This window comes from Rodentibacter sp. Ppn85, assembly GCF_001999335.1.
Taxonomy (GTDB): Bacteria; Pseudomonadota; Gammaproteobacteria; order Enterobacterales; family Pasteurellaceae; genus Rodentibacter.
The window spans coordinates 1-24743 of the sequence record NZ_MLHS01000041.1 but is presented as its reverse complement, the minus strand read 5'-3'; the positions used below and the strand labels follow the sequence as shown (position 1 = coordinate 24743).

At 39.3% G+C, this 24743-nt stretch carries 16 protein-coding genes and 1 other RNA gene; 12 read left to right on the top strand and 5 right to left on the bottom strand.

What is annotated here, in order from left to right; all coding sequences use genetic code 11:
• Positions 1–3 precede the first annotated feature (3 nt).
• The 4 genes from BKL51_RS07820 to BKL51_RS07805 all read left to right on the top strand — a co-directional run bounded on the left by BKL51_RS07820 (position 4) and on the right by BKL51_RS07805 (position 8738).
• Complete coding sequence (locus tag BKL51_RS07820) at positions 4–2361, top strand: class I SAM-dependent DNA methyltransferase (RefSeq protein ID WP_077466153.1); 2358 nt, start codon at positions 4–6, stop codon at positions 2359–2361.
• Positions 2362–2689: 328 nt separating this feature from the next.
• A complete protein-coding gene (locus BKL51_RS07815; RefSeq protein ID WP_077466152.1) occupies positions 2690–4150 on the top strand; it encodes an ATP-binding protein in 1461 nt (486 codons plus the stop codon).
• Between the two features lie 158 nt (positions 4151–4308).
• Positions 4309–5577, top strand: a complete 1269-nt coding sequence (locus BKL51_RS07810) for a restriction endonuclease subunit S (RefSeq protein ID WP_077466151.1) — start codon at positions 4309–4311, stop codon at positions 5575–5577.
• A 143-nt stretch (positions 5578–5720) separates the two neighbouring features.
• Positions 5721–8738 (top strand): type I restriction endonuclease subunit R, encoded by a 3018-nt coding sequence (locus BKL51_RS07805; protein WP_077466150.1) that lies wholly within the window; start codon positions 5721–5723, stop codon positions 8736–8738.
• Between the two features lie 57 nt (positions 8739–8795).
• Here the strand turns inward: BKL51_RS07805 and clpB are convergent, their stop codons facing one another.
• The 4 genes from clpB to BKL51_RS07785 all read right to left on the bottom strand — a co-directional run bounded on the left by clpB (position 8796) and on the right by BKL51_RS07785 (position 12664).
• Positions 8796–11366, bottom strand: a complete 2571-nt coding sequence (gene clpB, locus BKL51_RS07800) for an ATP-dependent chaperone ClpB (RefSeq protein ID WP_077466149.1) — start codon at positions 11364–11366, stop codon at positions 8796–8798.
• 139 nt (positions 11367–11505) lie between these two features.
• Positions 11506–12072 carry a 5-formyltetrahydrofolate cyclo-ligase gene (locus BKL51_RS07795; RefSeq protein WP_077466176.1) on the bottom strand — a complete coding sequence of 189 codons (567 nt, stop codon included), beginning with the start codon at positions 12070–12072 and terminating at the stop codon, positions 11506–11508.
• Positions 12073–12084: 12 nt separating this feature from the next.
• Positions 12085–12291, bottom strand: a non-coding RNA gene (gene ssrS, locus BKL51_RS07790) — 6S RNA.
• 76 nt (positions 12292–12367) lie between these two features.
• Entirely contained in the window at positions 12368–12664 is a 297-nt protein-coding gene (locus BKL51_RS07785; RefSeq protein WP_077466148.1) for a cell division protein ZapA, read from the bottom strand.
• A 160-nt stretch (positions 12665–12824) separates the two neighbouring features.
• On the opposite strand from BKL51_RS07785, the gene polA reads away from it, so the two are divergent.
• The 8 genes from polA to BKL51_RS07745 all read left to right on the top strand — a co-directional run bounded on the left by polA (position 12825) and on the right by BKL51_RS07745 (position 22127).
• Entirely contained in the window at positions 12825–15623 is a 2799-nt protein-coding gene (gene polA / locus BKL51_RS07780) for a DNA polymerase I (protein ID WP_077466147.1), read from the top strand.
• A 16-nt stretch (positions 15624–15639) separates the two neighbouring features.
• Positions 15640–15957: a cupin gene (locus BKL51_RS07775; protein ID WP_077466146.1), complete on the top strand. Its 318-nt coding sequence runs from the start codon at positions 15640–15642 to the stop codon at positions 15955–15957.
• A gap of 182 nt (positions 15958–16139) precedes the next feature.
• A complete protein-coding gene (locus BKL51_RS07770; protein WP_077466145.1) occupies positions 16140–16811 on the top strand; it encodes a transcriptional regulator in 672 nt (223 codons plus the stop codon).
• Positions 16812–16883: 72 nt separating this feature from the next.
• Positions 16884–18155, top strand: coding sequence for an aromatic amino acid transport family protein (locus tag BKL51_RS07765; protein WP_077466144.1), 1272 nt, complete (start codon positions 16884–16886; stop codon positions 18153–18155).
• A 9-nt stretch (positions 18156–18164) separates the two neighbouring features.
• Positions 18165–19481, top strand: a complete 1317-nt coding sequence (locus tag BKL51_RS07760; RefSeq protein ID WP_077466143.1) for a serine dehydratase subunit alpha family protein — start codon at positions 18165–18167, stop codon at positions 19479–19481.
• Between the two features lie 263 nt (positions 19482–19744).
• The gene (locus BKL51_RS07755; protein WP_158074923.1) at positions 19745–20308 is read left to right on the top strand and encodes a DUF1868 domain-containing protein; all 564 of its coding nucleotides are present in this window, start codon (positions 19745–19747) and stop codon (positions 20306–20308) included.
• Between the two features lie 541 nt (positions 20309–20849).
• Positions 20850–21890: a YeeE/YedE family protein gene (locus tag BKL51_RS07750; RefSeq protein ID WP_077466141.1), complete on the top strand. Its 1041-nt coding sequence runs from the start codon at positions 20850–20852 to the stop codon at positions 21888–21890.
• 15 nt (positions 21891–21905) lie between these two features.
• Positions 21906–22127, top strand: coding sequence for a sulfurtransferase TusA family protein (locus tag BKL51_RS07745; RefSeq protein ID WP_077466140.1), 222 nt, complete (start codon positions 21906–21908; stop codon positions 22125–22127).
• A gap of 192 nt (positions 22128–22319) precedes the next feature.
• Here the strand turns inward: BKL51_RS07745 and BKL51_RS07740 are convergent, their stop codons facing one another.
• Positions 22320–24599, bottom strand: a complete 2280-nt coding sequence (locus BKL51_RS07740) for a hypothetical protein (protein WP_077466139.1) — start codon at positions 24597–24599, stop codon at positions 22320–22322.
• Between the last annotated feature and the right edge of the window lie 144 nt (positions 24600–24743).

The following is a 24743-nucleotide window of genomic DNA, read 5'->3' as shown; positions in this document are numbered from 1 at the left end:
ATTATGGATCATTCAGTTCACAACAAACTCGTTTCTTTTATCTGGAGTATTGCCGACGACTGCCTACGTGATGTGTATGTACGCGGAAAATATCGCGATGTGATTTTACCGATGTTTATATTGCGTCGCTTAGATACGCTACTTGAACCAAACAAAGACGCAGTACTAGAAGAAGTACGCTATCAGAAAAAAGAGCTAGGTTTTACCGAACTTGATCATCTACAGCTTGAAAAAACGAGCGGTTATGTGTTTTACAATACCTCAAAATGGACACTCAAAACCCTTTATCAAACCGCAAGCAATACTCCGCAATATATGCTGGCAAATTTTGAAGAATATTTAGATGGTTTCAGTGCCAACGTACAGGAAATCATCAATTGCTTCAAATTACGTGAACAAATCCGCCATATGTCAAACAAAAACGTCTTGTTAGGCGTGCTAGAAAAATTTGTTTCGCCTTATATCAACCTTACGCCAAATCCTCAACAAGATCCCGACGGCAACACACTGCCTGCATTAACCAATCTTGGGATGGGTTATGTGTTTGAAGAATTGATTCGCAAATTTAATGAAGAAAACAATGAAGAAGCGGGCGAACACTTTACTCCACGTGAAGTGATCGAACTTATGACACACCTTGTGTTTGATCCGCTTAAAGGGCAAATTCCAGCAATTATTACCATTTACGATCCGGCATGTGGCAGCGGTGGAATGCTCACTGAATCGCAAAATTTTATTGAAGAGAAATATCCTTTGTCGTCATCACAAGGCGATCGTTCCATCTTGCTGTTTGGCAAAGAAATCAATGATGAAACCTATGCTATTTGCAAATCCGATATGCTCATTAAAGGCGACAACCCTGAAAATATCAAAGTGGGTTCTACGCTTGCCACCGATACTTTCCACGGACATTATTTTGATTTTATGCTTTCCAACCCGCCTTATGGCAAAAGCTGGAGCGGCGATCAAGCCTTTATTAAAGATGGCAACGGTGTAATTGACAGCCGCTTTAAAGTGTCCTTGCCGGATTATTGGGGCAAAGAGGAATCTCTTGATGCTACACCACGTTCAAGCGATGGCCAGTTGCTCTTCCTGATGGAAATGGTGAGCAAAATGAAATCACCGAAAGACAATAAAATTGGTAGTCGCATTGCTTCTGTTCATAATGGCTCAAGCCTTTTTACGGGTGATGCAGGATCAGGAGAAAGTAATATCCGCCGCTTTATTATTGAAAATGACTTGCTTGATGCCATCGTGCAACTCCCGAATAACCTTTTCTACAACACCGGGATCACCACCTATATTTGGTTACTTTCCAACAATAAACCGACACCTCGACAAGGCAAAGTACAACTCATTGATGCCAGTTCGCTGTTTAGGAAGCTGCGCAAAAATCTAGGTGATAAAAACTGTGAGTTTGCGCTGGAACACATCACTGAAATCACAAAAACTTACTTAAATTTCACCGCACTTTCCCGTGGAAATAATGAAGAAGGTTTGGCTTCACAAATTTTTGATAACCAAGATTTCGGTTATTACAAAGTCACTATTGAACGCCCGGAGCGCCGTAGCGCAAAATTCACTGCGGAAAATATTGCCACATTAAGATTTGACAAAGCCTTGTTTGAGCCTATGCAATATCTTTATCAACAATATGGCGAAAATATTTACAATCAAACAACCTTGACAAGTGCAGAACAAGACATCACAGCATGGTGTGAAGCGCAAAGCATTGCATTAAATAACAAGGTAAAAAACAAATTGCTTGATGTAAAAACTTGGGAAAAATCTACCGCACTTTTCAACACGGCGAACAAATTATTCGCTCATTTTGGCGAGCAACAATTTGATGATTTCAACTTGTTTAAACAAACCGTGGAAAAATATCTAAAAGCAGAAAAAATCAGCCTATCCGCCACAGAGAAAAAAGCGATTTTCAATGCTGTCAGTTGGTATAACGAAAATGCTGAAAAAGTGATCGCTAAAACCCTAAAACTTAAACCTCAAGAACTCGAAGCCTTATGTAAACACCTTGACTGCAAGATTGAAGAACTTGCCGATTTCGGCTACTACGCCACAGAAAAAACAGGCGAATTTATCCAATACGAAAGCTCAAGCGAACTACGCGATAATGAATCAATCCCGTTGAAACAATCCATTCATGATTACTTCAAAACCGAAGTACAGCCCCATGCTGCGGAGGCTTGGGTCAATTTAGACAGCGTAAAAATCGGCTACGAAATCAGCTTCAATAAATATTTCTACCGCCACAAACCGCTCCGTGCACTTTCTGACGTCGCGCAAGATATTTTGGCATTAGAAAAACAAACAGAAGGGTTGATTAGTGAAATTTTGGGCTAAAAATTTTTTAACACCTATGTTTAAAAAATACTCATAGAAATTAAATAACCAATAAAAACAAACAGTTAGATAACTTACAGTTATTAAGGATTACTTAATGACTGCTCCAAATGACAAAATATGCTTTTAAGAAAGATTAAGCAAGTTTTCGGCCTTATTAAGCAAGGATAAAAAAGGAAAACCATGTTATTGAAAAACAATAACTTATCTACTTTAAGCAAGTTTTAGAGCAAAATAAGCAAGGATAAAAAAGGAAAACCATGTTATTGAAAAACAATAACTTATCTACTTTAAGCAAGTTTTAGAGCAAAATAAGCAAGGATAAAAAATGACAGAAACCCTCTCCAAGATTAATGGTATTATCACAAGAAAGTATTTAGAAACCCAACCTGAAAATCAATACTTTGAACGAAAAGGATTAGGTGAAAAAGAAATCAAACCAACGAAAATTGCAGAAGAACTTATCGGTATGTTGAATGCTGATGGTGGCGTTCTTGCATTTGGTGTTAGTGATAGTGGTGAAATTCAAGATCTGAATATTATTGCAGATAAACTCGATGATTACAGAAAATTATCTTTCGATTTAATTGCGCCACCTTGCCGTATAGAATTAGAAGAAATCTTTATTGATGAAAAACTCATTTTCTTATTCCATGCAGAACAAGATTTAGAACGAATCTATTGTCGCAAGGATAACGAAAAGGTTTTCTTGCGTGTTGCAGATAGCAACCGAGAACTCAGTAGAGAACAAATCAAAAAACTAGAATATGACAAAAATATCCGTCTATTTGAAGATGAAATAGTGCCCGATTTTGACGAAGAAGATCTAGATCAAGAGTTATTAGAATCCTATAAGAAGAAAGTTAATTTTTTGTCCGGAAACGTATTGGATCTACTTTATAAAAAGAATCTAGTTGCCAAAAAAGAAGGCAAATATCAATTTAAGAAATCAGCAATACTTTTATTTTCTACAATACCTGAACGCTATATCCCTTCTGCGTCCGTTCGCTACATACGCTATAACGGAACAGAAGCGAAATCCGGGAGCGAATACAACGTTATCAAAGATCAACGGTTTGAAGATAATATTCCAAACTTAATCAAGAAATTATCCGATTTCTTAAGAGCTTCACTAAGAGATTATTATTTTTTAGATATGAAAGAAGGTAAATTCAAAAATTTACCGGAATATCCAGAGGATGCTTGGTTAGAAGGAATTGTAAATGCACTTTGCCACCGCTCTTATAATGTTCAAGGAAATGCGATTTATATTAAACATTTTGATGACCGAATTGAAATAAGCAATAGCGGACCTCTACCTGCACAAGTAACCATAGAAAACATAAAAACAGAACGATTTGCCCGCAATCCCCGTATAGCTCGAACTCTAGAAGATTTAGGATATGTACGCCAACTTAACGAAGGCGTTTCCCGCATCTATGAATCAATGGAAAAATCTCTGCTGGCAAAACCGGAATACAAAGAGCAAAACAACAATGTTTACCTCATATTGCGTAATCGTGTTAGCTGCCACGAAAAAACGGTTTCGCTTGCATTAATGGGATACATTGAAAACAATTGGGCTAACTATAATGAAACTCAGCACCTTATCCTAACCTATTTGTTTATGCATGGCGCTACAACATTGCCTGAATTGACAGAATATACAGGAATAAACAAGAACTCTATTCGCTCTTATTTAAATCAATTTATACAACAAGAAATTATCGAGAGACATAGCCAAAAACAAAGAGATACTAATGCAAAATATGCTTTTAAGAAAGATTAAGCAAGTTTTCAACCTTGTTAAGCAAGGATAAAAAAGAAAAACCATATTATTGAAAAACAATAACTTATCTACTTTAAGCAAGTTTTAAAGCCAAATAAGCAAGTTTTTAGACGGGATAAAGACAAAAAGTGCGGTCAGATTTTAAGGAATTTTTACAAATGAAGCGATATGAAAGTTATAAAGATTCGGGTGTGGAATGGTTGGGGGAAGTGCCGGCATCTTGGAACTTAACTATAGGAATGAATGTATTTAAGGAAAATAAGCGTGATAACAAAGGTATGAAAGAGAAAACTGTTCTTTCATTGAGTTATGGGCAAATTATCATAAAACCTGAAGAAAAATTAGTTGGTCTTGTACCTGAGTCATTTGAAACCTATCAAATTGTAGAACCAAACGATATTATTATTCGTTGTACTGACTTACAAAATGATAAAACCAGTTTAAGAACAGGATTGGCAAAAGATAAGGGAATTATCACCAGTGCTTACCTAAATTTAAATGTTATAAATGGTTATTCTGCAAAATTTATGCACTACTACCTTTATGCTTTAGATATTACTAAGATACTTTACAAATTTGGTTCTGGCCTTCGCCAGAATTTAAGTTTTTTAGATTTTAAAAGATTACCTATTATCGATATTTCATTTTCAGAACAACAAAAAATCGCCCACTACCTAGACGCTAAGACCACCAAAATCGAACAAGCGATTTCATTGACTAAAAAACAAATTGAACTATTAAAAGAACACAAACAAATCCTAATTCAAAGTGCGGTCACAAAAGGGCTAGATTCTGATGTAGCAATGAAAGATTCGGGTGTGGAATGGATTGAAGAAGTGCCAAGTCATTGGGAGGTTAGTTCATTGGGAAAAATACTTTTGCCTGTATCAAAAAAAAATCGTCCTGATTTGCCCTTATTATCTATAACAAGAGAATTAGGTGTAATTAAACGTAATGTAGAAGATCTAGAAAGTAATCATAATTTTATTCCTGATGATTTAAGCAATTATAAGGTCTTAAAAAAAGGTCAATTTGGAATGAATAAAATGAAGGCTTGGCAAGGTTCTTATGGCGTATCAAATTTTACTGGTATTGTTAGCCCTGCTTATTATATTTTTGATTTTATTAAATCAGTTAATCCAGTATTTTTTCACTGGGCAATAAGAAGCAAAATTTATGTTTCTTTTTTCGGAATGGCATCGGACGGCGTGAGAATTGGTCAATGGGATTTATCTAAAAGCCGAATGAAATTTATTCCATTTGTAATTCCATCTGATGAAGAACAACAAAAAATCTCCCAATACCTCGACGATAAAACCACAAAAATCGATCAAGCTATTTCATTAAAACAGCAACATATCGAAAAACTCAAAGAATACAAAAGTGTGTTGATTAATGATGTAGTAACGGGGAAAGCAAAAGTGTAAATTGTGGGGAAATTTGGCAGTCGTAAAAACGAAGAGCATAATTGATTCTGAGCAAAAACAGCCAAAAATAATTAATTCTGAATATTCAAAATCAATTTTAAACAAAAACATTATCTTTAAATTGTTTTTAAAAGAGTAAAAACATGGTTTCAGGAACAAAAGAAAAAGATTTAGAAATCGCTATTGAAAAGGCTTTGACCGGTACTTGGCGGGAAAGTGAAGAAAGTCAGATCACTGAACCCGGTGCGTTTTATTCACCAAAACACCATGGCTTCTTATTGGCGTTTTCGCAAGATTTCGATGCACAATTTGCTATCGATCGCCGCTTATTTTGGCAATTTCTGCAAAACAGCCAAAGAAAAGAATTGGCGCGTTTTCGTGAGTTGAATCCTAACGATTGGCAGCGCAAAATTTTAGAGCGCTTAGATCGTCAAATTAAAAAATTGGGCGTGTTGCATGTGTTGAAAAAAGGCTTGGATATTGATAATGCGCATTTTGATTTGCTTTATCCTGTTCCTCTTGCCAGCAGTGGCGAAAAAGTGCGGTCGAATTTTGCACTAAATTTATTTAGCTGTATGCGCCAAGTACCTTATTCAAGCACCACCGGTGAAACGGTTGATATGGTATTATTTATCAATGGGTTACCGATCATTACGATTGAATTGAAAAATCACTGGACAGGGCAAACAGCACGTTTTGATGCGCAAGCACAATATAAAAAACGCGACACAAATCAACCGCTCTTTCAATTTGGGCGTTGTTTAGCGCATTTTGCGCTGGATACCGAAGAAGCCTATATGACAACGAAACTTGCCGGTGCGGATACCTTTTTTCTGCCGTTCAATTTGGGTAATCATTTCGGCAAAGGCAATCCACCCAATCCAAATGGATTTCGCACGGCTTATGTGTGGGAGCAAGTTTTTACCAAACAAAGCCTTGCCAATATTATTCAACATCTTATGCGTCTGGACGGCTCAGCAAAAGATCCATTGGAAAAACGTACGCTCTTTTTCCCACGTTATCATCAATTAGATGTGGTGCGCCGTTTAATCACTGATGTGGGGGAAAATGGTGTGGGCAAGCGTTATTTGATTCAACATTCTGCGGGTTCTGGAAAATCAAATTCCATTACGTGGCTGGCATATCAATTAATTGAAGCTTATCCGCAAAATGATACTGCAGCCAATGCTCGCCCCCTTGATTGCCCGATGTTTGATTCGGTGATTGTGGTGACGGATCGCCGTTTGTTAGATAAACAACTGCGTGACAATATCAAAGATTTTTCCGAGGTAAAAAATATTATTGCGCCGGCATTGAGTTCTACCGAGTTACGCCAATCCCTTGAACAAGGCAAGAAAATCATTATTACCACCATTCAAAAATTCCCTTTTATTGTGGACGGTATTGCCGATTTAAGTGACAAGCAATTTGCCGTAATTATTGATGAAGCACACAGCTCTCAATCAGGCTCAGCTCACGACAATATGAATAAAGCGATGGGGAAAATGACGGATCTTGATGCGGAAGACGTTCAAGATTTAATTTTGCAAACAATGCAATCCCGTAAAATGCGCGGCAATGCTTCATATTTTGCTTTCACAGCAACACCGAAAAATAGCACATTAGAAAAATTTGGCGAAAAGCAACCTGATGGAAAATTCAAACCCTTCCATTTGTATTCAATGAAGCAGGCAATTGAAGAGGGGTTTATTTTAGATGTGATCGCCAACTACACCACTTATCAGAGTTTCTATGAAATCCAAAAATCTATTGAAGACAACCCGGAATTTGACAGTAAAAAAGCACAACGCCGTTTACGTGCCTTTGTAGAACGTTCGAAACAGACCATTGAGACCAAAGCGGAAGTGATATTAGATCACTTTATTGGGCAAGTATTCAACCGTAAGAAATTAAAAGGCAAGGCAAAAGGGATGGTTGTTACGCAAAATATTGAAACAGCAATTCGCTATTTTCAAGCCTTAAACCATTTGCTAACAATGCGTGGTAATCCGCTCAAAATTGCCATTGCTTTTTCTGGTAGTAAAATAGTGGACGGAGTGGAATATACCGAGGCTGAAATGAATGGATTTGCTGAAGGTGAAACCAAAGATTATTTTGATAAAGATGAATACCGTTTGTTGGTCGTAGCGAATAAATATTTGACAGGCTTTGACCAGCCCAAATTGTGTGCGATGTATGTGGATAAAAAGTTATCCGGCGTACTTTGTGTACAAGCCTTGTCACGCCTGAATCGAAGTGCCAATAAACTTGGCAAACGCTCGGAAGATTTGTTTGTACTAGATTTTTTCAATTCCGTTGATGATATTAAAAAGGCCTTCGACCCATTTTATACTTCAACAACCTTATCTGAAGAAACCGACGTCAATGTATTGCACGATTTAAAAACTCAACTTGATGAAACGGGCGTGTATGAACAAGCGGAAGTGAATGCATTTACCGAAGGTTATTTTGCCAATCTCACAACGGAAAAATTAAGTGTGATAATTGATATAGCGGAGCAACGTTTTGATGAAAATCTGGAACAAGCCGATAAAATAGATTTTAAAATTAAAGCGAAGCAGTTCTTAAAGATTTATGGACAAATGGCATCGATCATTAATTTTGAAAATATTGGTTGGGAAAAACTGTACTGGTTCCTCAAATTTCTCGTACCGAAATTAAAAGTGCAAGATCCAAAAGATGAATTTGACGAAATCTTGAATGCGGTAGATTTAAGTACTTATGGTTTGGCTCGCAATCGACTCAATTACACGATTAAATTAGATGATACCGAATCTGAACTTGCGCCACAAAATCCAAATCCGCGAGGAGGATATACCGAAGGTGAAGAAAAAGATCAAATTGATGAGATCATTAAAACCTTTAATGAGCGCTGGTTCCAAGGCTGGAGTGCAACACCGGAAGAACAACGGGTGAAATTCATAAACATCACCGAACGAATCCGTAAGCATAAAGACTTTGAGCAAAAATATAAAAACAACCCCGATATTCACACGCGTGGACTTGCTTTTGAGCAAATTTTGCGTGATGTGATGAGTGAGCGACATCGTGATGAATTAGAACTTTATAAACTCTTCGCCAAAGATCCTGCTTTCAAAATGGCGTGGACGCAAAGTTTACAACGGGCGTTAGGGGGCTAATCAATTTAGAACAAAAAAAGTACGGTCAAAAATGACCGCACTTTTTGCATTTTGAGTTTATTGTTTTGCTACAACCTTACCATCGGCATAATCCACAGTAACAACACTACTTGGCAGCAATTTACCTGAGAGGATTTGTTGTGCCAACGGATTTTCGATCTCCTGCTGAATCGCACGTTTTAACGGACGTGCGCCATAGGTAGGGTCGTAGCCTACTTCACCGATGAAATCAATCAGTGCTTCGCTGAATACAATTTCATAACCACGGCTTTCCATACGTTTTGCCAAGCGTTCTAATTGAATACGGGCAATCGCACGAATATTTTCTTTAGCCAACGGATGGAACACCACTGTTTCATCAATACGGTTGATAAACTCCGGACGGAAATGCTGACTCACTACCGACATTACCCTATTTTTCATTTCGTCATAGCTCTCGCCTTGATGCTCTTGGATTAAATGGGAGCCCAAATTGGATGTCATAATCACTACGGTATTACGGAAATCTACCGTTCTACCTTGCCCATCTGTTAAACGCCCGTCATCCAATACTTGTAACAAGATATTGAATACATCGGCATGCGCTTTCTCGACCTCGTCAAGTAAAATTACAGAATACGGACGACGACGCACAGCCTCAGTTAAATAACCGCCTTCTTCATAGCCTACATAGCCCGGAGGCGCACCGACTAAACGGGAAACACTATGTTTTTCCATAAATTCCGACATATCAATGCGCACCATGGCATCATCACTGTCGAAGAGGAATTTTGCCAAGGTTTTACACAATTCCGTTTTCCCTACACCGGTCGGCCCTAAGAATAAGAAAGAACCAATTGGACGATTCGGATCCGACAACCCTGCTCGGCTACGGCGAATAGCATTGGCTACGGCGTCCACCGCTTCGTTCTGACCAATCACACGTTTGTGCAATTCTTTTTCCATTCGCAACAGTTTTTCTTTTTCACCTTCCATCATTTTGGACACCGGAATACCTGTGGCTTTGGAAAGCACTTCTGCAATTTCTTCATCGGTCACACGATAACGCAATAAACTCATTTCTTTGCCTTCGCTGGTTTCAGCTTGAGCAAGTTGTTTTTCCAATTCAGGAATGCGACCGTATTGTAGTTCCGACATTTTGTTTAAATCAGCGGCACGGCGGGCTTGCTCCATCTCGGTTTTTGCCGCATCAAGTGCTTGCTTAATGTGTTGCGAACCGAAAAGCGTGGCTTTTTCAGATTTCCATACTTCTTCCAATTCCGCATACTCACGTTCTTTATCAGCAAGTTCTTTTTCTAAAGTTTCCAAACGTTTACGGCTCGCCTCGTCCTCTTCTTTTTTCAGTGCTTGTTGCTCCAATTTTAATTGGATAATGCGGCGTTCAAGACGATCGAGAGGTTCCGGTTTTGAATCAATTTCCATACGGATACTGGATGCAGCCTCATCAATTAAATCAATGGCTTTATCCGGCAATTGACGATCGGAAATATAACGATGCGAAAGAGTTGCCGCCGCCACAATCGCCGGATCGGTAATATCTACGTGATGGTGAATTTCATAGCGTTCTTTTAAACCACGCAAAATAGCGATAGTATCTTCCACGCTTGGTTCGTCCACAAACACTTTTTGGAAACGACGTTCCAATGCCGCATCTTTTTCAATATATTGACGATATTCATCTAACGTGGTTGCACCCACACAATGCAATTCACCGCGTGCCAAACTCGGTTTTAACAAGTTCCCCGCATCCATTGCACCATCGGTTTTCCCTGCCCCCACCATGGTGTGAATTTCATCAATAAAGAGAATGACTCTGCCTTCTTCTTTTGCTAATTCATTCAATACCGCTTTCAAGCGTTCTTCAAATTCACCACGATATTTTGCCCCGGCAATCAACGCCCCCATATCTAAAGAAAGGACACGTTTATTTTTCAACCCTTCCGGTACTTCACCGTTTACAATACGCTGTGCCAAACCCTCTACAATCGCGGTTTTCCCCACGCCCGGTTCACCAATTAAGACCGGGTTATTTTTAGTCCGGCGTTGTAAAACTTGAATGGTTCGACGGATTTCTTCATCACGTCCAATCACCGGATCAAGTTTGCCGCTTTCTGCCCGTTTAGTTAAATCAATCGTATATTTTTCAAGAGCTTGTCTGCTTTCTTCTGCATTCTGATCGTTCACACCTTGTCCTCCGCGAATTTGTTGAATCGCTTGCGCAATTTGTTCTTTTTTCGCCCCACATTTGATTAAAATGTCTTTTAACGTACCGCGTTCTTCTAATGCGGCAAGCAAAAACAATTCGCTTGAAATAAATTTATCTTGTCTTTGTTGGGCGAGTTTATCGCATAAATTCAATAAGTTAAGTAATTGACGGGAAATCTGTACACCCCCTCCATTGCCGGAAACTTGCGGCAATTTATTCAGTTCACTATTTAACTCATTACGCAATAAAGCAACATTTACCCCGCTTGAGATTAGAATCGGTGCAACCGAACCGTCTTGTTGGTTTAAAAGTGCGGTCAATAAATGCACCGGTTCGATAAATTGATTATCTTTGCCAAGCGCGATAGATTGTGCCTCGCTCAAGGCTTGTTGGAATTTTGTGGTAAATTTTTCTATATTCATTTTATCTTTTCCCCATTAATTGACATCTAATTCGGCTTTCGCCGTTCACAAAAGGTAAGTAAGATCATTTAAGGGGATTTCAAGGGGAAAAATGAAATATTTTTGGTTTTACCTATCAATTAAATTAAAACGATAGAGTTCACCCAATCAAAATATCAAAAAGCAGTATATCCCAATGTTCAATCGGCAATGCTTCAACTTGCTGACAAGCATGGGCTAAACCAACAGGAATAAAGGCTTTTTGTTGCCAATCTTGCAGAGTACGATCATAAAATCCCCCCCCCATTCCCAATCGGTTTCCTTGTTTATCAAATGCGACCAATGGAGTAAAAAGGATATCCAACTCATTGATTGGTAACACATTCTGAACATTCAATTGCGGCTCCCAAATGCCAAAACGGTTTTGCACCATCGGAGTGTCCGGCAAATAATGTAAAAAAAGTAAATGACTTTTCGCAAAAGGGTGCAAGACGGGTAAAAACACGTTTTTATTTTTTTTCCAAAGGATTTTTATTAGGGCTTGGGTTGAAATTTCACCATCAAAAGAGAGATATAACGCGATATTTTTCGCCTGACGACGTTCTATCAAATTAAGGGCTTGCTGCGTAACGGTTTGTTCTGCCTGCTGTTGTTGAAGTGCGGTTAAATTCGAGCGAATTTTTCGAATCTGACGACGAATTTGTTGGCGTTGTTGCTGAATGTTCATAAAGGTAGAAGGAAAGAACCCGGAATGCCGTTATGGGTGGTAGTCCTTGAACCCGACGGTTCAAGGAAATCGATAAGGTCATTTTCAGGTTTCTTACTTCCTTTATTTTTCATGAGAAGAATAAAGGCAAAGCCTACACACCAATGACGGGAAACCGATTTATAAGATTTTAAGTATCGGCTCAGGGACATAACCCATTGTCGAACATTCCAGGAAATCTCTATATCGTTATACTAGCGAAAAGTAGGTGTTTTTACCAGTCTTTATTTTTAAAATCTGCGATCTTGCTCACAAATTATTCTCTTGCAGAACGAATACTTTCCAAAGAATGATCTAACTGGCGAATCCGTGTTTTCAACACTTCTTCGATTTGTGCATTTTTGTGCTTCTCTTGAGTTAGTTCAAAACTTAAATTTAATGCCACAATAGAAAGCACACGATCAAGCTGAATTAACCCTGTTTTTTCTTTCATCTCAGAAACCAACGCATCTAAATTACGCGCCGCTTGGCGTAAAGCCTCTTCCTGCTCATAAGGCACGTTTAAACGTAATACTTGCCCTAATACGACAATTTCCACCGACTTTAATGACATTGTATTTCCTTTAATTTTCATTTTTGAATGAGACGGCATTATGCCATAAGCAAACTTTTTCGTCATATTTTTTACATCTCGTCAGCCGGCTTTAGCTCTTCGCACCCACTCTGAATTTACGCTATAATGTCGCCATGTTTAGCTTTCAAATGAGATTTTTATGGCACAGATCGCAGCAAATCCATTGGTATTAGTGGATGGTTCTTCTTACTTATATCGAGCATTTCATGCATTTCCCCCCTTAACTAATTCCGCCGGTGAACCGACCGGTGCAATGTATGGCGTATTAAATATGCTTAAAAGCCTGATTTCACAGGTACAGCCAAGTCATATTGCCGTGGTATTTGATGCCAAAGGAAAAACCTTCCGAGACGAACTGTTCGAGCAATACAAATCTCATCGTCCGCCTATGCCGGATGATCTCAGAAAGCAAATTCAACCTTTACACGATATGATTAGCGCCCTCGGCATTCCCCTTTTGGCGGTAGAGGGCGTAGAGGCGGATGATGTTATCGGTACACTAGCCACACAGGCTTCCCACAACGGTAAAAAAGTGCTTATCAGCACCGGCGATAAAGATATGGCGCAACTGGTGGATGACAATATTATGCTTATTAATACAATGAACAATAGTTTATTGGATCGCCAGGGTGTTATTGAAAAATACGGTATTCCGCCGGAACTCATTATTGATTACCTTGCATTGATGGGCGATAGCTCGGATAACATTCCGGGAGTTGCCGGTGTGGGAGAAAAAACCGCACTGGGGCTTTTACAAGGTCTTGGCAATATGGCTGAAATTTATGCCAACCTTGACAAGGTGGCAGAATTACCGATTCGGGGAGCAAAAAAGCTCGGTGAAAAATTAATTGCCGAAAAACAAAATGCGGATTTGTCTTACACCCTTGCGACGATTAAAACCGATGTTGCATTAAACATAACGCCTGACGAATTATTGCTCGGTGAAAGTGATAATGACCGATTGATTGAATATTTTGCCCGCTATGAATTTAAACGTTGGTTAAGCGAAGTAATGAACGGTTCGGATTCCATCACACAGGCTAACGATCAATCGGTTAAAATAAATCCGTATCAAGCCACACAAAGCATTCCATTAGGAAGTGCGGTTGAAAAATTACCGGAAATTCAAATTGATCGTAGTCGCTATGAAACCTTGCTCACCTTAGCAGATCTCGAACGTTGGGTTGACAAGCTGTCAAAAGCCTCCCTATTTGCCTTAGATACAGAAACCGACAGTCTGAATTACATGGCTGCGAATCTTGTCGGGCTTTCTTTTGCTCTTGAAAACGGCGAGGCGGCTTACCTTCCGTTACAACTGGATTATCTCGATGCGCCTCAAACACTCGAAAAAACAACCGCACTTGCCGCACTCAAACCGATTCTCGAAAATGCCGACATCAAAAAAGTGGGACAAAATATCAAATATGATCTGACTATTTTGGCGCGTAACAACATCAATGTGCAAGGCGTTGCTTTTGATACTATGCTAGAATCCTATGTACTGGACAGCACCGGTCGCCACAATATGGATGATCTCGCTAAACGCTATTTAGGACATCAAACCATCAGTTTTGAAGACATTGCCGGTAAAGGTAAAAATCAGCTGACATTCAATCAAATTCCGTTGGAACAAGCTGCTGAATATGCCGCCGAAGATGCGGATGTCACGATGAAACTCCAACAAGTGCTATGGCAGAAATTACAGCAAACGCCAAGTTTGGTCACACTTTTTGAAGAAATAGAATTGCCGTTGTTAAGCATACTTTCCCGTATGGAACGTACCGGCGTATTGATTGACAGTGACGCACTTTTCATGCAATCCAATGAAATTGCAACAAGATTGACCGCACTTGAAGCACGCGCCTACGAACTCGCAGGGCAAATCTTCAATCTTGCCTCCACCAAGCAATTACAAGAAATTTTATTTGATAAACTCGGTTTGCCTGTGTTACAAAAAACCCCGAAAGGCGCACCATCTACGAATGAAGAAGTATTGGAAGAATTGGCATACAGTCACGAATTGCCAAAAGTATTAGTCGAGCATCGGGGCTTGAGTAAATTAAAATCCACCTATACGGATAAATTGCCACAAATGGTAGATCCGAGTACAGGACGTGTTCATACCTCTTACCATCAAGCGGTAACCGCAACAGGGCGTTTGTCCTCTAGTGATCCGAATTTACAAAACATTCCGATCCGTAATGAAGAAGGTCGCCGAATTCGTCAGGCTTTTATAGCTCGTGAAGGTTATTCCGTGGTGGCAGCCGACTATTCCCAAATCGAATTACGTATTATGGCGCATTTGTCTCAGGATCAAGGTTTGATTAATGCCTTTGCGCAAGGTAAAGACATTCACCGCTCCACCGCTGCAGAAATTTTCGGCGTGCCATTGGATGAAGTAACAAGTGAGCAACGTCGCAATGCAAAAGCTATCAATTTTGGTCTGATTTATGGTATGTCTGCCTTTGGGCTTTCCCGCCAACTTAGCATTCCACGTGCCGATGCACAAAAATATATGGATTTATATTTCCAACGTTATCCGGGGGTACAAACCTTTATGCAGGATATTCGCGACAAAGCCAAAGCACAAGGCTATGTGGAAACGCTATTCGGCCGCCGTTTATACTTGCCGGATATTAATGCCGGTAACGCAATGCGCCGAAAAGGAGCGGAACGGGTTGCCATCAACGCACCAATGCAAGGTACGGCAGCAGATATTATTAAACGTGCTATGATTAAACTTGACGAATTCGTTCGCCATGAACCCGATATTGATATGATCATGCAAGTACATGATGAATTAGTGTTTGAAGTGCGGTCGGAAAAAGTCGAATTTTTTAGCAAGCTAATTAAACAAAATATGGAAACCGCGGCTGAACTTGTGGTACCGTTAATTGTGGATATTGGCGTGGGGAAAAATTGGGATGAGGCCCACTAAATTTTAAGGAAACAATATGACATATCAAATTATTTGTAGCAAAGATTTTACAGCAAAACGTTCTTGGGAAGCCCTAGGTATCACTGAAATAAACGGTATCAGTGTACGTTTACATTGGACGAATCAACCTTATAAGTGGCATATCAATGATGGTGAAGAAGTTTTTGCCGTAATGGACGGTACAGTGGAAATGCACTACAAAGAACAGGGCGAAGAAAAAATCGTTTTGCTCAACACTGGTGATATTTTTTATGCCGGTCTCGGCACCGAACACGTCGCACATCCACAAGGGGAAGTGCGGGTTTTGGTGATCGAAAAAGCAAGTTCAGTTTAATTAATCCATAAAATCAATAAAATAGTAGCTAAGATTAAAATCCATTGTGTTTTCACAATGGATTTTTTCTTCTCAACAGTATAAAAAAATTAACCAAAATCACAATTTTAGTTAAATTAATTTGACTATTTTAAATAACTTCATCATACTTTGCGTCAACCATAAAATGGTGAGGAGAAGAAATGAACAATGAGCAACCAACTTTAATTGCACAAGATGTCGATCAACATATACTGCAATCTTATTTTCATTTAGCCGATTCCATCGCCCATTTATTAGGGGAATATTGCGAGGTAGTGGTTCACGAATTAGGCGAACTCAGTTCTTCTGTAGTAAAAATTGTGAATGGCTTTCACACAGGACGTTCCGTGGGTGCGCCGATTACGGATAAAGCCTTAAAAATCCTCAAAAATTATCAAAAAGATCCCAAGCAGTTAGAACAAAGTTATTTTTCCACTACCAATTACGGACATTTAGTCAAATCCACCACGCATATTATTTTAGGCGGAAACGGTAAACCCATTGGGTTATTTTGCATTAATCTGAATTTGTCTTACCCGTTAGATAAAATTATATCAAATTTAATGCCACAACAAAATTTAGCGATTCCACCGAAAGACGAAGCTTTCGTGGCAAACCGTCAGGACATGATGGAATATTCGCTTTCCAAAGCCATTTCCACTGTAGAGCAACATATTACCCCCCATCAAAAAAACTACAAAAAAGCCATTATTGCCTATTTATACGACAACGGTTTTTTTGAATTAAAAGATGCCGTAATGTTTGTGGCAGATAACCTTAGTTTAACGAAATATGCCATTTATAAGCACCTTCGTGAACTCAAAGGTGAATAATTTTTAATTGACGTTTTATTTTCACTCAAGGAAAGCAAATAAAGAAACTTATTTTCTTATTTGGAGAAAACTATGAAAAATGAACTTTCAAAAGCAGAGCTTAAAGCGGTAATGAAATTTGATGCCACCGATTTCGGTTGGGTCATTATGAGTATTGGTATGGCAATTGGTGCGGGCATTGTATTTTTGCCGGTACAGGTGGGCTTAATGGGTATGTGGGTATTTTTGTTGTCTTCCGTTATTGGCTACCCGGCCATGTATTTGTTTCAACGATTATTTATTAACACTCTTGCCGAATCACCAAAATGCCAAGATTATCCGAGTGTAATTTCAGGTTATCTTGGCAAAAACTGGGGGATTTTATTAGGCGCACTTTATTTTGTGATGTTGATTATTTGGATGTTTGTGTATTCCACCGCTATTACAAATGACAGTGCCTCATATTTATACACCTTTGGCATAACCAAGACCTTACTTTCTAAAAATCCATTTTATGGTTTAGTTCTTATCTGCATTTTAGTGGCAATTTCATCTAGAGGTGAAAAACTATTATTTAAACTTTCCAGCTTTATGGTGCTTACTAAATTCTTTGTCGTCGCCGCACTTGGCTTTGCCATGATAGGTATGTGGCATTTATATAACATTGATGCATTTCCTCCAGCCGGATTGTTGATTAAAAACGCAATCATCACCTTACCATTCACCCTAACCTCAATTTTATTTATTCAAACCTTGAGTCCAATGGTAATATCCTACCGCCAAAAAGAAGTGAATCGAGAAATAGCGCGCCGTAAAGCGTTACGCGCCATGAATATCGCATTCCTTATTTTGTTTACTGCGGTATTTTTCTATGCGGTGTCTTTCACCCTTGCCATGGGGCGCGAAGAAGCGGTAAAAGCCTATGAACAAAATATTTCAGCCCTTGCTATCGTCGCACAGTTCTTCCCGGGATCTTGGGCAACCTATGTTGGCATGATTTTAAATATCTTTGCCGTAATGACAGCATTCTTTGGCGTATATCTTGGCTTTCGTGAAGCCACCCAAGGGATTGTAATAAACTTACTTGCGCGCATTATGCCTGAAGATAAAATCAATCAAAATTATGTACAAAAAGGCATTATGATTGCCGCAATTTTACTGGCTTGGGGTGCTATTGTATTAAATGCGCCGGTATTGAGCTTCACTTCAATTTGTAGTCCAATTTTTGGTTTGGTCGGTTGCTTAATTCCTGCGTACTTAGTATATAAAGTGCCAATGTTACATAAATACAAAGGTGTCGCACTTTACATCATTATCATCACTGGTATTTTATTGTGCGTATCTCCTTTCCTTACGTTTTTATAGGAACTCATTATGAATAACAAACTACAACAAATTGGCGATAAACTCATCGCCATCGTTCAAAAAGATGTTGTCCCCGCCCTCGGTTGTACCGAGCCGGTATCCCTTGCCCTTGCATCTGCAACAGCGGCTAAATATTTAGGCAAAAAGCCGGAACGCATTGAAGCCAAAGTTTCACCAAACCTAATGAAAAACGGTTTGGGCGTCGCCGTACCGGGAACAGGCATGGTAGGCTTGCCGATTGCAGCTGCGATTGGGGCATTAGGGGGCGATCCTAAAGGTGGTTTAGAGGTATTAAAACACATCACGTTGGAACAAGTGGCGCAAGCAAAAGCCATGTTGGAACATAAGCAAGTTCATGTGGATATTCAACCGACCGATCATATATTGTATTCCGAGGCATCGTTATTTGCGTCCAATGAGCAAGGCGGAGAGGATTGGGTGAAAGTGGCGATTCAAGATCAACATACCAATATTATTCGTATTGAAAAAAATGGTGAAGTGCTGTTTGAAAAATTGGAGGATGAATGCACCGACTGCGATCCCTATGAGATATTCAAACAAGTCACGGCTCGTGAAATTTTTGAATTTTCCGACGAAATGGAATTAGACAAAATTCGTTTTATCGCCCAAGCTGCGGAATTAAATCGTGCCTTATCTAATGAAGGATTACGCGAAAATTATGGGTTACATATCGGGCGAACTTTACGTAAACAAATGGGGAGGGGTTTAATTTCAGACGATTTACTCAGCAAAATAATGATCGAAACTACCGCCGCCTCCGATGCCCGAATGGGTGGTGCAACCTTGCCTGCGATGAGTAATTCCGGTTCGGGAAATCAAGGAATTGCCGCTACTATGCCTGTCGTAGTGGTGGCTGATTATTTGAAAATCGAGGAAAAAAAACGCCTACGCGCGTTATTTTTATCACACTTAATGGCGATTTATATTCACAGTAAACTGCCGAAATTATCCGCACTTTGTGCGGTAACCACCGCATCCATGGGAAGCTGTGCCGGCATTGCTTATTTATTAACGGGGAAATTTGAAACCGCCAGCATGGGCATTTGCAGTATGATCGGCGATATCAGCGGCATTATTTGCGACGGTGCGGCAAATAGTTGTGCAATGAAAGTCTCCACCAGTGTGGCATCAGGCTACAAATCCGTATTGATGGCAATGGATGGAACTCGTGTTACCGGCAACGAAGGTATTGTTGAACACGATCTCGATCGCACTATCGAAAACCTCTGCGCCATCGCCTCAAAAAGTATGCAGTACATTGATCGTCAAGTGATTGAAATTATGGTGAGTAAGCCTTGTCCTTAATTTTTTGTAAAAAATTCCCCCCAAAGGCTATACAGCCAATTAAGGGGATTTCCCCTATGACGTTTGCAAAACGGTTCAATTTATCTATTAATCCAATTTACAGAGCAACTCTCAAGGATTTATAGCAATTTTTATAATTAAAATAGTTATTTTCTCTTGTAAAAAATTATTTTTTCAAAATGAAATTCACAAATTTGAAATAATTATTTTATATAAAACAAATGCTTTATTGACTTTATCTTTATTAATTAATGGGAGTTTCTATGAATAGAAGATCTTTTTTAAGTAGCACAGCTTTATTAGGTAGCTCAAGTATATTTGTTTCCCCAACGTTCGTCAATGAACAACAAAAAAGTATTTCTCAAAATGAATTTTTACCAACCGTAGGCACCGGCTATAAATTTGACTATAATGGACAGGCACTACGTTATCCAGGAAATTCAGTCGTCAGCCATGTTCCACAGAATACTCAGTTTTACAAAAATTTAGTCGAACTTCAAAATGAGATTAAGCAAAGTGAATTTGGTGCACTACATACTTTCCTCCCTAAAAACAGCTTCCATATTACCCTATTTAACGGTACAAATGAAAATCCGGCACAACGAGAAAAACCTGGTTTTTGGCCACGAGATCTAGAGAAAACTGCCCCAATCGAAGAAGTACATCTACACTATGTACGAAAACTCCAACAATTTAAGCCTGATTTGCCTAAAGTCTTAAAATTTGCATTAACTGAATTATGGGGACCTTTTGATAAAGAAATGATTATTTTGGGAGTGAAATTAGTTGAAGATCGAGAAAAATTATCCAATTTCGTCAGCAGTTAAGCGAATTATTATAAACTACACGTAATCAGCTGGATAGACTCCATTTTCATATCACCCTAGCATATAACTGGAAAAAATATACACCGAAACAATTAGCTCGAGCTGAAACCCAAAGAAAAATTTGGTCCGACACGTTTAAACAACAAAATCCGCTGCTTGAAATAGATACGGTTGAATTTACTATTTTCGACGATATGTTAGCCTATTCTCCATTATTAAAATACCACTTAATACATTAGCCTAAGCGTATTAAGCGATAAAACCCGCCAATAAACAATGGAATAGCGGCACATCATTTCTCTGTACAGTTCAAATAGCTGTCGAATACAGTAAAATCCCGATTGAGTTAAAATTTAATCGGGATTTAATCGTTTTCAGTCGATTAAGTTTTTGTGTAGCTAGCATATACTGCTTTTTCAACCGCACTTTTTATTCCAAAAGCACATATTAATTAACCAAAAATTCTTGGCGCATATAACTTAATTTTATTAAAAATAAAACCGGTCTTACTTACGGGCTATTTTTAATCTAAGGAGGTTTTATGCTTTTGACGGGATTATTTTGCGGTATTTTGCTCGGTTTTGTCATGCAACGCGGACGTTTTTGCATTACCGGTGCATTTCGTGACTTATATGTAACCAAAAACAATAAAATGTTTGTCGCCTTGCTCATTGCCATCACTGTGCAATCTATCGGTTTTTTCATTTTTAAAGAAATCAGCTGGTTGAATATTGACCCTGCTAAAAATTTTGAATTTGTTGCCGTGATCTTAGGGTCCTTTTTGTTTGGCATCGGCATTATTTATGCCGGCGGTTGTGCAACGGGAACCTGGTATCGCGTGGCAGAAGGTTTAATCGGTAGCTGGGTGGCGTTAATAATGTACATGCTATTTAGTGCCATGATGCGAACCGACCCGCTTGGCGAGTTCAATCAAACACTACGTAGCATCAAAATAGACGAACGCAATATTTATGAAAGTATCGGTATATCCGCATGGTGGCTCGTGGCAGTATTAACCATCATCACTGGCTATTACGTGTACAAACATCTTGCGAACACACAGCCAAAAGTTGCCACACTAAAACCTAAAAAAACCGGCATTGCCCACATTTTATTTGAAAAACGCTGGCATCCTTTTGTTTCCGCAGTACTAATCGGCTTGATTGCTCTTGCGGCTTGGCCGTTAAGTGTGGCAACCGGACGAATTGGCGGTTTGGGTATCACCACGCCATCAGCAAATATTATGCAATATCTCATCACCAATGAGACAAAATTCATCAATTGGGGCGTATTCTTAGTATTAGGAATTTTTATCGGTTCATTCATTGCTGCCAAAGGTAGTAACGAATTTCGTCTCCGCCTACCGGATACGCAAATCATGGTACGTAGTGCGTTCGGCGGTTCACTAATGGGCATTGGCGCGAGTTTAGCAGGCGGATGTTCAATCGGTAATACGCTTGTCGCCACGGCTTATTTTTCATGGCAAGGTTGGGTATCCCTTCCGTTAATGGTGCTTGGCACTTGGTTTGCGGCTTATTTCACCATTATTCGCCCACAACAATTAAAAACAGCAATAGCTTAATTTTAGGAGGAAAAAATGATTGTTAAATTACCGACACTTGGCTTAGTTTGCCCTTTTCCATTAGTGGAAGCGAAAGCAGAAATGGCGAAACTCAATAAAGGCGATAGTCTTGAAATTGAATTCGACTGTACTCAAGCCACAGAATCAATCCCAGCTTGGGCAGCCGAAGAAGGTTACGAAGTAAGCAATTTTGAACAAATTGGCGATGCAAAGTGGACAATTACTGTCCTGAAATAACGCTCTGAAGTGCAGTCAAAAACAAGGAAGTTTTTAACCGCACTTTTATTTTTCCTTTCCATAGCAAAAGTAAATATTTCGCAAGGATAAAAAACGGTACGAGCAGCAAGTAAAATTGCCAATCGTACCGTTTTAACTTGGCTTAAAAGTTTACCCTCCTTTCGAGCGGTAAACCTTTCACTCTATCATTGATTAGATAATATTGGTGACTGAGTCATCGATATATACTTTAGCTGCACCATTTGTATAGGCAGTGTAAGTATGTTCCGAACCATCTAATGCCGTTCTTGTCGTTGTTTCAGTCGTTTTACTGAATCCACCTAAACTGCTATTTCCGTCAGATCCGAGATCAATGGTATCAGAGCTATCCCCTGCAATATAAAGTGTACCAGAATTTGCCAATACATCGGCTAATTTCACTTTTACAGTTTGAGCACCACTTGCGGTCATATCAACAGCTTCAAAATCTCTCAGTCCTTCCGGTCTATTTGAACCGCTAGTACCTGAACTCATATCCACTGTTGTACCACTACCGATAATTGATATGGTATCAAAACCTTCACCGCCTTGAATATCAACTTGATTACGATTAGTGTTTATTTCAGCTCCACGATTATTATACTCATGAATACTGTAATCTTGAGTAAATTCAACAACATCATCGCCAGCACCGCCAGTGATCTTATAGTAATGCGTATCTGTAGTATAACCAACATCACCTAAAATAATCTTATCGTTGCCGTTTCCACCATCAATACGTGTATCGCCTACATGAGTATGATAAGTGGTTGTGAATTGAGCTTGGCTTAAATCAATCGTATCATTACCTTCTCCTCCATTGATATACGTCATGCGTAAATCACTAGCCTTAACGATAAGTTCATCATTTCCATCGCCCAAATCAACATTGACCCAGAAAAGATCGCCTTTACCTCTATTTGGCGATAACGTAATCACATCATCTCCGGTACCTGCTTGAATATCTGTATATTGGATATTACCTGCACCTTTTTCACCCATTGATAATTTGTCATTGCCTGCACCTAAATCAATCTTATTCCAGTTTGTCTTAGTTTGATGATCACTCGCAGCAGCATTGTTAAATACAGCCCCACCTGCAACAATCATTGTGTCATCACCATCACCAAGATTCACTTGATTATTTAAGCCGGCCAGCTTACCGCGAATGGTGAGTACATCATCTCCGGTTCCCATTGATAGTGTAGAAGTACGAGAATTACCTCGAATATCCAACTTATCATTATCGGCCCCAGTATCAATTGTGGAACGAATAACATTATTAGTAATTACCACCGTATCATCGCCACCATTAGTTTTGATACTACCAGCAGTGATTGATTGTCTTCCCGAAATATTAGTACTATCCGTACCTCGACCAACGACAACAAGATTCGCAGCCTCATTTCCGTTAATCTGAGCCTTATCATTAATTTGATCAAGTGAATTAGGGTTTTTCTCTTTGATCTTATTAACAACAAATTTACTAGGGTTAGCCGATGGAATTGGACGACCTGTTATAATAACATTCGGATCAAGTTGCGGTGTATCATCGACTTCATTATCATCAGCAGAATCTTTATCTGTCGGATTATCCGAATCCTCACCATCATCTTCCCAAGTGCTTGTATCCGTTTGATCCGGCAATGGATATGGTTCTGCCGTCACATCCGGTACCTGATTGTCAATCGCGTCAACTTTAGCATCTAAACCTGCTTTATCCGCATTGTCCGCCGGTAATGCATCTACCGCCGCTTTCGCGTCGTCTTTCAGTTTATCCGCTTCCGCTTTCTTCGCGTCTAATTCCGCTTTTTCTTCCGGCGTAATTGAACCGTCAGCTTCTTTCGCTTTCACTAAGTCCGCTAACTCTTTCGCTGCTTTCTCCGCCGCGTCCACTGCCGCTTTTGCATCCGCTGCCGGGTCTGTATTATTTGGTTCTTCATTATTAGAACCATTGTTGTTACTTGAACCACTTCCGCTGTTGCTTGCTGCAATAGCGATACCTGCAGCCAATGGAACTAACGCTGCTAACCACCATGGGTTAAATGTCCAAAATGCGCTAGCTAATTCGTCTCCGCCCAGAATCTGTGGTGCTGTGACTTGATCAGCAAGCAAACTTACCGCATCAGCTTTTACACCTGATTCTGGGATATACGCATAGATCTTACCATTATCAGCTTGACCAATTAATAAATTGCTTGTTTCTTTTCCTGTTTCTTCATCATAATAATCTTTGATGACAATATCTTCTTTCATGTCACCGTCTTTTAAAAAGATTTTTAAATCATTACCTTCCCGTTTAGTAATAATATTCTCTGGACCAACGCCCGTTTTATCATCAATAAGTTGATAATTGGCCTCTCCTTTTGCCAATAACGTTAATGTTTCTCCTTGCTTAATTTTGTGCTCAGCAATAACAGTCTTAGCATTTAGCACTTTTAATGTAGTAGACATACATCCCCCCTAAACTTATCAAAATAGAATAAATGTTTCCAAACTTCCGCTAGTGCTAAAATTATTCCGATAAATTTACTTTATTAATGGATTAAAATTAACATTCGCAGTATTCCGTCCCTAAAAATAAAGGACAGAACACAC